The sequence below is a fragment of the Martinezella lusitana genome (assembly GCF_016901135.1).
Taxonomy (GTDB): domain Bacteria; phylum Pseudomonadota; class Alphaproteobacteria; order Rhizobiales; family Rhizobiaceae; genus Rhizobium; species Rhizobium lusitanum_D.
The window spans coordinates 403,112-415,825 of sequence record NZ_JAFEVL010000003.1 but is presented as its reverse complement, the minus strand read 5'-3'; the positions used below and the strand labels follow the sequence as shown (position 1 = coordinate 415,825).

14 protein-coding genes are annotated in these 12,714 nt (G+C 61.2%); 10 read left to right on the top strand and 4 right to left on the bottom strand.

The window, feature by feature from the left end; all coding sequences use genetic code 11:
* The first annotated feature begins 2 nt into the window (after positions 1-2).
* From JTP94_RS02595 to JTP94_RS02575, 5 genes are read left to right on the top strand one after another with little or no spacing between them, the layout of a single operon-like run.
* Positions 3-977 (top strand): sll0787 family AIR synthase-like protein, encoded by a 975-nt coding sequence (locus JTP94_RS02595; protein ID WP_204848987.1) that lies wholly within the window; start codon positions 3-5, stop codon positions 975-977.
* Positions 974-2,128 carry an MSMEG_0565 family glycosyltransferase gene (locus JTP94_RS02590; RefSeq protein ID WP_204848986.1) on the top strand — a complete coding sequence of 385 codons (1,155 nt, stop codon included), beginning with the start codon at positions 974-976 and terminating at the stop codon, positions 2,126-2,128. The genes JTP94_RS02595 and JTP94_RS02590 overlap by 4 nt, the downstream gene beginning before the upstream one ends.
* Positions 2,121-2,408, top strand: a complete 288-nt coding sequence (locus tag JTP94_RS02585) for an MSMEG_0570 family nitrogen starvation response protein (protein WP_204848985.1) — start codon at positions 2,121-2,123, stop codon at positions 2,406-2,408. Before JTP94_RS02590 ends, JTP94_RS02585 begins: the two co-directional genes overlap by 8 nt.
* Before the next feature lie 12 nt (positions 2,409-2,420).
* A complete protein-coding gene (locus JTP94_RS02580; RefSeq protein WP_204848984.1) occupies positions 2,421-3,692 on the top strand; it encodes an MSMEG_0569 family flavin-dependent oxidoreductase in 1,272 nt (423 codons plus the stop codon).
* Between the two features lie 2 nt (positions 3,693-3,694).
* A complete protein-coding gene (locus JTP94_RS02575) occupies positions 3,695-4,555 on the top strand; it encodes a Pnap_2097 family protein (protein ID WP_246754623.1) in 861 nt (286 codons plus the stop codon).
* A gap of 25 nt (positions 4,556-4,580) precedes the next feature.
* On the opposite strand, the gene JTP94_RS02570 is transcribed toward JTP94_RS02575, so the two are convergent.
* The 4 genes from JTP94_RS02570 to JTP94_RS02555 form a co-directional block, all read right to left on the bottom strand.
* Positions 4,581-5,360, bottom strand: a complete 780-nt coding sequence (locus JTP94_RS02570; RefSeq protein ID WP_204848983.1) for a class I SAM-dependent methyltransferase — start codon at positions 5,358-5,360, stop codon at positions 4,581-4,583.
* Between the two features lie 285 nt (positions 5,361-5,645).
* Positions 5,646-6,353: a GIN domain-containing protein gene (locus tag JTP94_RS02565; RefSeq protein ID WP_204848982.1), complete on the bottom strand. Its 708-nt coding sequence runs from the start codon at positions 6,351-6,353 to the stop codon at positions 5,646-5,648.
* Positions 6,354-6,365: 12 nt separating this feature from the next.
* A complete protein-coding gene (locus tag JTP94_RS02560) occupies positions 6,366-6,959 on the bottom strand; it encodes a DUF1700 domain-containing protein (protein ID WP_204848981.1) in 594 nt (197 codons plus the stop codon).
* Positions 6,956-7,282 (bottom strand): PadR family transcriptional regulator, encoded by a 327-nt coding sequence (locus JTP94_RS02555; RefSeq protein WP_204848980.1) that lies wholly within the window; start codon positions 7,280-7,282, stop codon positions 6,956-6,958. The genes JTP94_RS02560 and JTP94_RS02555 overlap by 4 nt, the downstream gene beginning before the upstream one ends.
* A gap of 176 nt (positions 7,283-7,458) precedes the next feature.
* On the opposite strand from JTP94_RS02555, the gene JTP94_RS02550 reads away from it, so the two are divergent.
* The 5 genes from JTP94_RS02550 to JTP94_RS02530 all read left to right on the top strand — a co-directional run bounded on the left by JTP94_RS02550 (position 7,459) and on the right by JTP94_RS02530 (position 12,706).
* Positions 7,459-8,430 carry a dienelactone hydrolase gene (locus tag JTP94_RS02550; RefSeq protein ID WP_204848979.1) on the top strand — a complete coding sequence of 324 codons (972 nt, stop codon included), beginning with the start codon at positions 7,459-7,461 and terminating at the stop codon, positions 8,428-8,430.
* Between the two features lie 191 nt (positions 8,431-8,621).
* Positions 8,622-9,635, top strand: coding sequence for a LacI family DNA-binding transcriptional regulator (locus JTP94_RS02545; protein ID WP_204848978.1), 1,014 nt, complete (start codon positions 8,622-8,624; stop codon positions 9,633-9,635).
* A 23-nt stretch (positions 9,636-9,658) separates the two neighbouring features.
* On the top strand, positions 9,659-10,978 hold the full coding sequence (locus tag JTP94_RS02540; RefSeq protein ID WP_204848977.1) for an ABC transporter substrate-binding protein: 1,320 nt from the start codon (positions 9,659-9,661) through the stop codon (positions 10,976-10,978).
* 52 nt (positions 10,979-11,030) lie between these two features.
* On the top strand, positions 11,031-11,876 hold the full coding sequence (locus JTP94_RS02535) for a carbohydrate ABC transporter permease (protein ID WP_034506065.1): 846 nt from the start codon (positions 11,031-11,033) through the stop codon (positions 11,874-11,876).
* The gene (locus JTP94_RS02530; RefSeq protein ID WP_034506064.1) at positions 11,873-12,706 is read left to right on the top strand and encodes a carbohydrate ABC transporter permease; all 834 of its coding nucleotides are present in this window, start codon (positions 11,873-11,875) and stop codon (positions 12,704-12,706) included. The genes JTP94_RS02535 and JTP94_RS02530 overlap by 4 nt, the downstream gene beginning before the upstream one ends.
* Positions 12,707-12,714 lie beyond the last annotated feature (8 nt).

Genomic DNA, 12,714 nt, shown 5'->3' with positions numbered 1-12,714 from the left:
CCATGGCGGCGATCGACATCAAGTCACTCGCTGGCCGGCTTGCCGCATCGAACGGCATTGCTGCCAAGGCGGATATCGGCGCGGTCACAGCCAGCCTCGGACTTGCCGGCCAGCCTGTCGCCGTCGGTGATGACTGCGCCGCGCTGCCGGATGGCGACGGATATCTGCTGTTTGCCATCGAAGGCTTCATGAACGAATTCGTGGCCGCCGACCCCTGGTTTGCCGGCTGGTGCAGCGTGATGGTCAATATTTCCGATGTTGCCGCGATGGGCGGACGTCCGATCGCCATCGTCGATGCTGTCTGGTCCGATGGCGAGCGAAGTGCGGCCCCGGTGCTTGAGGGCATGCGCGCCGCGGCCAGAACCTTTGGCGTGCCGATCGTCGGCGGCCATACGAATATCCGCACCGACCGCAGCCAGCTGTCCGCGGCCATTCTCGGGCGGGCAAAAAAGCTGCTGACAAGCTTCGACGCGAAGGCCGGCGACGTGCTCATCGCTGCTATCGACCATCGCGGCCGTTACCGCGAGCCGTTCAACAACTGGGAAGCGGCGACGGATGCCCCGCCTCAGCGGTTGCGTGGCGACCTGGAAATCCTGCCACAGATTGCCGAGGCGGGATTGGCGCTCGCCGCCAAGGACATCAGCCAGGGCGGCATCATCGGCACGGCGATCATGCTGGCGGAATGTTCCGGCGTCGGCATCGAGATCGACGTGTCAGCTATCCCACTGCCGGCCGACGTGACGCTGGAGCGATGGCTCGCGACCTTTCCGAGCTTCGGCTACCTGCTTTCGGTCGCACCCGGAAAGGCCGAGGGCGCCATCCGCCGCTTTACCGAGCGCGGCATCAGCGCCGCCGCCATTGGCAAGGTTCTCGCCGGCAGCGAAGTGACGATCACCGACGGCACGGAGCGCGCCGTCATTCGCGACCACGCCGAAACGCCGTTGCTGCGGCTTGGACGTCGGGAGGATGCCGCATGACCCGCGCTCTGCGCATCGCCATGCTGTCACACTCCACCAATCCGCGTGGCGGCGTGGTGCATGCGATGCAGCTTTCCGAAGTCCTGACTGCGCTTGGGCACGAGGTCGTTCTGCATGCGCCGGATGCCAAAAGCACCGGTTTCTTTCGCAAGCCGGCCTGCAGCACGGCATGCATCCCCGTCGCCCCCGCGCCGGGCGACATGACGGGCATGGTGGAGCAGAGGATCGCCGACTATGTCAGCTATTTCGAAAAGCCGACGACCCGCAGTTTCGATATTTTCCACGCCCATGATGGCATTTCCGGCAATGCGCTGGCGACGTTGTACGAGCGTGGATTGATCCCCGCCTTTGTGCGGACCGTCCACCACATCGACCAGTTTGCCGATCCGCGTTTGATGGCGCTGCAGGATCGTTCCATCGACAAGGCTCACCTTTTCTTCACCGTCAGCGCCGCATGGCAGCGCATTCTCAAGGGCCGCGGGATCGAAGCGACGGTCGTCGGCAACGGCGTCGATAGCGAACGCTTCGCCCCCGGCTGGAGCGGTGAACAGGCGGCCCTGCGCGACCGCCTGAACCTGCCGCCAGGCCCGACCTTCCTCAGCATCGGCGGCATCGAGGCACGCAAGAACACGATCGGCATCCTCGACGCCTTCCGGCAGCTTCGCGCCGTCCAGCCCGATGCGCGGCTCGTCATCGCAGGAGGCGCCTCGCTGCTCGACCACAGCGGCTATCAGGACGAGTTCCGCTCCGAGCTCGCGCTGCTGCGCGATCACGCCGCCGCTGTCCATGTGATCGGCCCGGTTGCCGACGAGGACATGGCCAATCTCTACAGGCTGGCCGACGCGCTTGTCTTTCCCTCGTTGAAGGAAGGGTTCGGCCTGGTCGTGCTGGAAGCGATGGCAAGCGGCGTACCCGTCGTCGTCTCCTCAATCCCTCCTTTTACTGAATATCTCTCGGGCGATGACGCGATCTGGTGCGATCCTAAACATTCGGCGTCGATCGCCGAGGCCATGGCGCTCGCTCTGATCCCGGAGATCCGCAACCGCGTCATCGCGCGCGGCTTGGAAGTCGCCAGTCGCTTCAGCTGGCGGCGCGTTGGAGAAGCGCATCTTGCCGCCTATGCGGCATTGAAGGAGAGCGCCCATGCCTGAGATGCGTTTCGTCATTGCCTGGCCCGACGGCCGCGAAGAGACCTGCTATTCGCCCTCGCTGATCATCCGGGATTTTTTCGAGGAAGGCGGCGCCTATCCGATCCGCGATTTCCTCGACCGCAGCCGCAAGGCACTGACGATCGCCAGCGATCGGGTCGAGGCGAAATACGGCTATCCATGTTCGCTCGCACGCAACCAGCTCGCCCGCCTCGAAGCGGCCGGAGCGCTTTTTCTCGATGACGCCGATGCGCGCGTCCGCTGCCAAAACTTCATTCTCTGAAAGGAACCAGCCATGACCTTCCCGCTCAAGCCGCATTATAGTGCCGTCGTCATCGGCGGCGGACAGGCCGGACTTTCGGCCAGCCATTATCTGAAAAAGCACGGCATCGATCACGTCGTCTTCGAGAAGAAGACCGTCGCCCACAAATGGAAAGATGAGCGCTGGGACGCTTTCTGCCTGGTGACGCCGAACTGGCAATGCCAGCTTCCCGACCATCCCTATGACGGCGACGACCCACACGGCTTCATGATCAAGGACGAGATCATCGCCTATGTCGACCGTTTCATCAAAAAGGTGGATGCGCCGGTGCTTGAAGGCACGACGGTCAGCCTGCTCGAAAAGGCTGATGGCGTCTTCAAGGTGGAAAGCTCTGCCGGCACGGTCACCGCGGATTGCGTCGTGCTCTCGACCAGCCTTTACAGCCGGCCGGCGACCCCGCGGGCTGCCGAACGCCTCCCGGACGATATCCAGCAGATCCATACCGTCGACTACCGCAATCCCCGGCAATTGCCGGCGGGCTCGGTCATCGTCGTCGGCTCCGGTCAATCCGGCTGCCAGATCGCCGAAGACCTGCATCTTGCCGGCCGCAAGGTGCATATGGTGACGGGCAACGCCCCGCGCTGCGCCCGCTTCTATCGCGGCCGTGACGTGGTGGACTGGCTCGCGGATGTCGGCCAATACGACATCACGGTCGAACATGACGGAATGACCAAGAAGAAGCACGATACCAACCACTACCTGACCGGCCGAGACGGCGGACGGGATATCGATCTGCGGAAATTCGCGCTGGAAGGCATGTCGCTCTACGGCCGTATGGAAGCTATCTCCGGTGGAAAAATGCTCTTTGCGCCGAACCTGAAGGCCAATCTGGATAATGCCGACCGGGTCTATAACGGCATCAACGGGCTGATCGATCGCTATATCGCCGAAAAAGCCATCGATGCGCCGCCAGCCAGCGTCTACACGCCGCTCTGGGAGCCGCCAACCGAGCCGAGCGAACTCGACTTTGCGGCCGAAGGGGTGACGTCGGTCATCTGGGCGACGGGTTTCGACCCCGACTGGTCCTATGTCGGTCTGCCGATCTTCGACGGCACGGGTTATCCCGTGCAACGGCGCGGGGTCACCGGCATCGGCGGCGTCTATGTGCTCGGTCTACCCTGGCTCTGGACCTGGGGGTCCGGGCGCCTTCTTGCCGTCGGCAAGGATGCGGAGCATATCGTCGATCATCTCGCCGGATACCTCGAAGGCAGCCAGCCGGTCCTCAGACAAGCGGCCGGGCGCTGATCATGACCATCGCCGTCCTCGATGCCCAGCCGCAGACGCCCTCAGCACGCGCGCTGATGGAGCGCGCGCTCGATCCATATGTCCTTCTCGGCATGCCGCATCTGACACCGGCCGGACTGTCCGAGACCTGGCTCATGAAGGAACTGGGCCACCGGCACTGGCTGATGCTGGCGCGGCATCTCGGCATGGACAATGCGGATTTCCGCACCGCTGACGGCCGCGAGGTCTATGCCTCGATCTGTGCGACATCCCTGACCGGCGCGACGCTGCGGCTTGCGCGCGCCAACGATGTTCTGGCCATTCGCTCGTCCCTGCACCGGATCTCGCGGACCCAATATTCGAGCCGGCATCATCTCAGCATTGGTGGCCGCGGCATCGCGGACGTCGAGCTGATCTCCGCCTTCGTCCGACGCGGCATCGAAGGCGACAATCGCTCTCTGGTGCGCGTCGAACATGCTCGCAGCAAAGGCGATATGCTTGCGACAAGCGAGCTTGCCGCCACGGCCGCCGCCTTTCGCCGCGACACGGCGGAAACGCATCTCGGCATGGCGCCTGCGACCGGGCGGCACCTGAAGAGTTTCAGGTTCAAGCCATCCATGGCAGAGGAGTTCAATGGCGCCGGTCTCTTCTATTTCGCGGAATTTCAGGCGCTCATGACACGAGCGCTGGAAGCGTGGTTTCCAGAGCAACGCCTGGAGGTCGTGCGGCGAGACGTTTTCCTCAAAGGGAATATCCGAGCTGGGGACGCTATCACCATCGAGTTGAGCGTCGTGAGACCTGACGATACCGGCGTCGCCTGCCGTCTGCTACACCCAGACGGCACGGAGATCGCGACCTTGTTCGCGCTGCTGCGGGATAGTTAGCCGTTGCCTATACACTGGCCCGCATTCAGCCGTTGCGATAGGCCCATTCGGATAGCGCGCTCATGCCCAGTCGCTGCAGGAGCTCATAGGCAACCCGGCGGTTGAGGGGATTGTGCAGCCGGATCACCTTCGAGCCGAGGAAATCCATCTCCGCGTGCTCGAAGGGCTTGAGATGTAGCGCCTCGCTGATTGCAGCCTGATAGAAATCATGAAAATCCCGCCGACAGACATAGGTCTTGTACTTCGTCATGCAGAAGGCAGAAAATGTGCCGCTGTTTCTCCGCAGGAAATCCGAGACGCCGATTGTCACCTCCGGCCAGGCAGGGTTGAACGTGTCGTCGAAGGCAATGATGCCGTGATCGGCCAGCACGCTTTCGGCCAGATGGCTGTCGGCAAGCACGTGGCGGAGCAGATGCCCGCCATCGATGCTGAAGAAGCGGACCTGACCGATCTTGTCGATGATGGCTTGCGGATCGAGCCTGGTGCTGTCGCCGGAGATGACGAGCTCTTCGTCGACAGGGATGCCCAGCGATCTGCCATTATCGAGAAAGCGCTGATATTGCGCATCATCCTCTTCGATGTCGAAGAGGTCGATGGCAAGTACGTTACTGTTAGGCGCACTGATCTTGCGCAGCAGAAAATAAGAGCGCCCATAATAGACGCCGATTTCCGCAAGGCCGCCGAGCAGATTCTCTTGCCTTTGCCTTCCGATTAACGACAGGAAGACAAGGGCGTCAGGCGGATCGATATAGCCATCGATTCTCTGAAGATCGCGAAACACAAATTTTCGAACACTCGACTCCAAAATCCAAAACCCCGCTGGTTTCTGTCACGCATCCAGTCGCTTGCCGCACACGCTTCGACACTGATCGATCGAGTGAGAAACGCGCATATATGTCCCCAGGTCTCGCTTGAGAGCCGCATGATCACGGCGCCTCGCGGTGGCTGCGGCCTTCGGAAGCTGGGATGAGATTGAGCCAAAGCGAGCGCCACTACCGAATATTCCGCTTTTCTGTCGCTTAGCGGATAGTAGTGCGCTAATTGGATAGTCCCGACGGGTGCCTCAGGGCCTATAATCGGTCAGCCGAGGCTACGGCACCTGCACGATGCGGCCACTGCCTCTGATTTCCGAACGCCGCAGGATCGGGCGCCCGAACAGCTCGACATTGCCGCTTCCGGAAATCGAAACGTCCGCATCCGCCTGAGCGGTCATTTGCGCGTCGCCGCTGCCCCGAATGTCTATCTGCACGGATTTGGCAGTCAGGTCCTTGAGCCGCGCCGCGCCCGAGCCGGAGATGTTCAGGCCGACCGTATCGGCGGTTCCGGTGGCGGCAACGCTGCCGCTTCCCCGGATGCTCAGCCGCAGCTGCGGCTGATTGATCTGCGACAAGGTAAGATCGCCGCTGCCGAGCAGTTTCCAGTTTGATATCGCCGGCCCCGACAGGCTGACATTGAGCTGAGATTCAAGCCAGCCCGGATCGCAATCCAAGCTCAACCTGCCGCCTTCCATCCGCACATGGTCGATAAGCGCTGGATCGCCGCTCACGACAGCTTCCGCCTTGTCCCCCGGCTGATAGCGGACCGAAGCCGGCAGATCGATCACCAGATTGTCGGTGGCGGTGAAAGGCAGGGTAACCTGCTGGCCGGTGGATGTGGCTGATCCGCAGCTGGATTGCCTTGCACCCCACAAATGCCTTGCGTCGGCCCAATCCCGACCGGAAAGCCCGATACCCAGCGCCAGAAAGACGATTGCACTGATCGATCCCGCTGTCGCGACGAATGCCAACTTGCCAATCATTGTCCAGCTCCTTCAACGCAATGTGATGAAATGTTCAAACGCTGTTTGGTCCGGTTGGGCCAGGCGGAAATGCAGCCGGGCATAATGGCCGAGCATTCGTATGCCCGCGCCCAGTCCCATCAACAGCAAAGCGCCGCCGCCGAGCAGGCAACTCACAAGTCCAGCCCCGATGAGCAAGTGGGCTATTGTTCCAATCATCGGCCCGCCAAGGTGGAACAGCAATGTGGTGAAGATGATCTTCACACCGACCGCGCCGATGGCCGCCAACGCGATCGCCAGGCCGACTGCAATGAAGATCGTGACGATCAGCAGCGGCAGCAGGAAAAGGATGTCGACGATCGCAAGGCCGGCCAGCGCCATCGCGGCCGCCAGCAGGTTCGACACGCTCCAATGGGCCTCGAAACGACGCAGCCCCGCTTCGGCGCGCAATTCCCTGGCAATTCTGGCCGGGTCGCCCAACGCAGCGGCGACGTCCTGCTCGCTCCGGCCCGAAGCGTCGGATTCGGCGAAATGGGCGGCGTAGTCCGCAATAATATCCTCGATCTCTTGAGGCGGCAGACCGGCAAGCCCCAGTCTCAGCGTGCGCAAGAAGGCGTCCCTGGTCATGGCAAATCCTCAAGAAGTTTATCGACTGCATCCGCAAAGGAGCGCCAGTCGCGGCGATGAGCTTCGAAAACCGTCTGGCCCAGCGGCGTGAGCCGGTAATATTTCCGCGGCGGCCCGTTGGTCGACTCGACGATACGGGTGGCCACCAGGCCGTCATTCTGCATCCGGCGCATCAGAGGATAGATCGTGCCTTCCCCCATGCCGACGGCCGCGACCAGGGTGCTGGCGATTTCATAGCCATAGCTTTCGCCCCGCGACAGCACGGCCAGGACGCATAGATCAAGGGCGCCCTTTCGCAATTGAACTTGGATCGAGTCGGTCATGAATGCCTCGGATTTACAGTATGTATATAACAAGCTATCTGTTTATGCAAGGTAGCAGTTCGGCCTCCCGAAATGGCCGCAAGCAATTCCGAGGTGGTCGCTGATGGCAGCCTCCGATCGTTGCGGGTGCGATGCCGAGCCTACCGATGAGCACTTCTCGCTAACGGAGCGATCACATGATCCGCCTGAGCTTCATCCTTGCCGTCTTTCTATGTTTTACGACCTCGCTGGCGCATGCCGCCGGCTTCCAATTCATCCAGATTCCCGCCGATGGCCGGCTCCCGGCGCTGAGCGGAGGGGTCTGGTATCCCTGCGTCCGGCCGACAAGTGAGGTGAAACTCGGCCCCTTCGTCATGTCTGTCGCCAAGGATTGTCCGGTCGCGGGTAACAAGTTGCCGCTTGTCGTCATCTCGCATGGCAGAGGCGGTACGTTTGTCGGTCACAGCGACACGGCCCAGACACTGGCGGATGCCGGCTTTGTCGTCGTCGCCATCAATCATCCCGGCGACACCGCGTTGGACAAGAGCCGCACTGACGACTTCTCGGTCTTCGTCGAGCGGCCGGCCGACATCAAGCGAGCGATCGATTTCATGCTCGGCCCATGGCCGGACTCGGCAAAGATCGACACGGGGCACATCGGCATGTTCGGTTTCTCGCGCGGCGGATATACCGCGTTGATCGCCATCGGCGCCAACCCGCATTTCGGCAAGCACCTGAGGATGTGCGAGGGCAACGATAGCCCGCTTTGCGATCAGGTCCACAAGGGAGAGCTCCCTGACCTCGCCCATGATCCACGCATCAAGGCCGCCGTGATCGCCGACCCGCTCAGCATCTTCTTCACGCCCGAGAGCTTCAAGTCCGTGAAGGTGCCCGTCCAGCTTTGGGGCTCGGAGCGTGGCGGCGACGGCTTGACGCCGGAAAGCGTCGTCGACATAGCCAGCGAACTGCCGATAAAGCCCGAATTTCATGCCGTGCCAAATTCCCAGCACTTCGACTTTCTGCCTCCCTGCCCAGCCGAACTGGCGAAATCCGCGCCAGTCATCTGTGCCGATGGACCGGGCTTCGATCGCGCCGAATTCCACAAGGAGCTCAATGACGCCATGCTCGCCTTCTTCCGCAAGCATCTGGCGGGCGCGCAGCAGCCCTGATGCGGTTCGCGCGGCCGTGCATCATCCTCGCCCTCTGCGGCAAAAGGGGCGCGGCCGCCTGTCCATTTTCTGAATAACAGCCCCAACCGTGGCACGCTGATCCCAGGGTGCCACATCCGAACTCTCGCTTGACAACCGGCAATCCTGGTGTTTATTGATACGTATCACTAATACGTATAACTAGGCGATCAATGACGAACGGCCGAGCAACGCAGAAGGATGTGGCAAAGGCGGCGGGGGTTTCCCAGGCCACCGTTTCCATGGTTTTGAGTGGCGGCGGCGCATCGATCCCGGCCGAGACCTGGGAACGCATCACCAAGGCCGCGAAAGACCTCGGTTATGTACCGAACCGCTTCGCGCAGGCGCTCAAGACGAGCCGCTCGATGACCATCGCCTGCATCGTGCCCGACATCACCAACCCGTTCTATCCGTCCTTGATCCGCGGCATACAATCGATCGCCGACGGACTGAGCTACGACGTCATCACCGTCAACACGGATGGCACGCCGGAGCGTGAGCGTCACTTCCTCGATTGGGCGCGGCAGGGGCGCGTCGACGGCGTGATCGGCGTGTTCTTCACGTTGAAGGCCAAGGACTTCAGTCCACTGGTCGAAGCGGGTGTTCCCGTCGTGCGAATTGAATCATCGAAGAAGCGCGGCGGCGAGATCCCGGTGGACGATATCTATGTCGACAGCCGTGCGGCCGCGCAGGCGGTGACGGAATATCTGATCGGCCTCGGCCATAGGCGCATCGCGCTTGTCGCCGGTCGCGGTGGCCCGCAGGCGCACCGGATCGAAGGCTATCGCATGGCGCTTACAAGGTTCGGGCATACCGATCATGTCGTCATCGACGATGAATTCTCCGAAATGGGCGGCATCCGCGCCGCGGAACGCATTCTCGGTGGAGAGTTCCAGCCAACCGCCATCTTCGCCGCCAACGACCTGATGGCAATCGGGGTCATGCAGTCGCTTCGCGAGCGCGGCATCCGCATTCCCGAGGATATCGCCGTCGTTGGCTTCGACGACATCTCGGCCGCCAAGCTCGTCACCCCGACGCTGACGACGGTCGCACAATTTCAACGGCAAATGGGAGAACGCGCCGCACAGACGCTGATGGATCGCCTGTGCGGGGCAAGGACTGGTGCAGGCACGGCCGTCGAAATGCCCTTCGACCTCATCGTCAGGGGTTCGACAAGCGCCGAATAAAAGCAAAATGGAGGAGAAAACCGATGCACAGACGTACAGCTTTGAAGGCGGGCCTTGGCCTTGCCACGTTACCGCTTTTGTCCCGCTTCGCTTTTGCGGCGGATCAGAAACCCGTATCCTTCTGGTATGAATCCGCTTCGCCGGAAAACCAGGACAACCTGAAGAACCTGTTGGTCGATCCGTTCAATGCGGCACACCCGGAGGACCTTCTGAGCATTGATTTCCGCGGCTCGGACCTCGACAAGCAGTTGCGTGTCGCCATGCTGGCCAGCACGGGTCCTGATGTCGTTTTCACCGCCGGCCCGAGCTATGTCGCTTCCATGGCTCAGGCGGGTCAGTTGTTGCCGCTCGACGACTACGCCAAGAAATACGGGTGGAACGAGCGCCTCTTGCCGCTCTTCCTCGACTTGGGTCGTTATAACGGCAAGCTCTATGCACTCGCCAAGACCTATGAAACGCTTGGCCTCTTCTACAACAAAACCTTGTTCGGGCAGAACAAATGGAAGGTGCCGACGACGATCGCCGAATTCGAGGCGCTTGCCGACGAGATGAAAGCCAAGGGTCTCGTGCCGTTCGGCGCCGGTAATGCCGATTGGCGACCCGCCAACGAGCATTATGTCTCGATCGCCTTCAATTCGATCGCAGGGCCTGAGAATGTCTACAAGGCGTTGACAGGTGCCATTCCGTGGACCGATCCCGCATTCGTGCATTCGATCGACAAGCTCGCCGAGTGGTGGGACAAGGGCTATTTCGGCGACAACTACTTCTCGCTGACGCTCGAGCAGGCCTTCGCCCAAGTCGCCACCGGCCAGGCCGGCATGGCGCCCACCGGCACCTGGAACTTCACCAGCGTCCAGACCTATTTCCCGCAGAACAATGCCGAGCCGGGCTTTGTCGGCTTCCCAAGCGAAAAAGGCGATCCGATCTTCGCACTCGGCATCGGCTCGACGCTTTCGATCAATTCCAAATCCAGCAATGCCGATGGTGCCGCAGCCGTTCTCGACTTCATGTTCTCGGACGACTACTACAGCAAGATCAACTCCGTCTGGCAGGGCGAATGGAACCTGCCGCTGGCGGATCTTTCCAAGGTCAAGCTGTCCGACAAGGTGTTGCCGCTCTACGAAGAAGCCATGAAGGAACTGTCCGTTGCCGTCAGCGCGGGCAAATACGGCTACACGACCTGGACCTTCCTGCCGCCAGCCACCGACACCTATCTGGTCAGCGGCATGGAAGAGGTCTGGCTCAAGAAGACGACCTCGGCCGACTTCCTCAAGAAGCTCGACGAAACTTTCAAGCAGGAACGCGATGCCGGCAAGGCACCAGCGGTCCCGCCGCGCGTCTGACCTGAGCGCAGCAGGGTGGCGCAGGAGGCGCCGCCCTTCCCCGGAGGATAATATGCATCGACTCTATCTCGTCCCGACGATGATCATCAACGTCGTCATCGTCCTTGTTCCGGCTTTGCTGACGGTGGCGCTCGCATTCTGCAGCTGGGACGGTATTTCGACTCCCACCTTTGCGGGCCTCGACAATTTCCGGGCGCTCGCAGCCGATCGCGTCTTCTGGCTGGCGCTCGGCAACAACATTATCTGGATGCTAGTCTTCCTGACCGTACCCATGCTGATGGGATTGTTGGCAGCCTCGATGCTGCTTGTCGTGCGCCGCGGCAGCAACTTCTTTCAAGTCGTCTATTTCCTGCCTGTAGTCATTGCCACGGCGATTACGGCGCGCGTCTGGCAGGGCATGATCTATAGCCCGGTTACCGGCGTATTCGGCCTTCTCAAGAAATATGGGCTGCCGATCCCCAATCCATTGACCCAGCCGCCTATCGCGCTCTTCGGCGTCGCGACCGTCGACCTCTGGCATTGGTGGGGTTTTCTCTGCGTGATCTTTTTCGCAGCGCTCCGTCAGGTGCCACAAGAGCAGATCGAGGCCGCCCGTATCGAAGGCGCTACCTATTTCCAGATGATGCGCTACGTGCTGCTTCCCGGCATCAAGCCGACCATCATGCTGCTGATGATCATGACGGTCATCTGGTCGCTCCTCGCCTTCGATTTCGTCTATATCCTCACGCAGGGCGGCCCGGCCTTTTCGAGCGAACTGCTTTCGACGCTCGCCTATCGCAAGGCCTTCTATGATCTGAACGTCGGGCAGGCGGCAGCCGCGGCGCTGGTCATCAGCCTGTTCGGACTGGTCGGCACGTTCTTCTATGTTCGCATCCAAACCAAGGAGGGCGAGCAATGAGGCTTGTCGAAAGCCGCCTGACCCTCTGGATCTGCTACATCCTTCTGGGTCTCTTCGCCTTCATCGCATTGTTTCCGATCGCGCTTCTGGTGCTCAATTCGCTGAAACCGGCAGCCCAGATCGTTCAGAACCCGCTCGGCCTGCCGCAGCCCATCCGCTGGCAGAACTTCGCCAATGCCTGGAACCACGCGAAATTCTCGAAGACTTTCGTCAATTCGCTGATCGTGTCTGGCACGACCATCGCGCTCGTCTGCTCGACGTCGTCGCTGACTGCCTATGTGCTCGCGCGCCGCAAGATCAAAAGTTGGAAGATCTTTACCTTTTATCTGCTGGCGACCACGACGGCGCCGATCCAGCTCTACATTTTCCCGCTCTATTTCGGTTTCGCCAAGCTTGGCCTCATCAACAACGTCTTCGGCGTGGCGCTGATCTACACAGCACTTTACAGCCCCTTTGCGGTGATGCTGCTCAGGACCTATTTCATCGCGGTGCCCAAGGAGCTTGAGGAGGCCGCGATCGTCGACGGCGCCACGCACTGGCAGGTCTTCTGGCGGGTGATGCTGCCGATCGTCTCGCCCGGCATCCTCACCGTGGCTCTGATCATCGGGCTGAATTCCTGGAACGAGTTTCTGATCGCCACGACGTTCCTGCAGAAACAGGAGAACGTGACCGCCGTCATCGCCTTCTACCTGCTGTCCGGCCAGTACAGCTCCGACTGGGGCGAGATCATGGCCGCCGCCCTCATCATCGTCGTGCCTGTCGTTGCCCTCTTCGTCTTCATGCAGAAGCGCTTCATCGAGGGCATGGCTGGCGGCTCGGTCAAGGGTTGAATGAATTT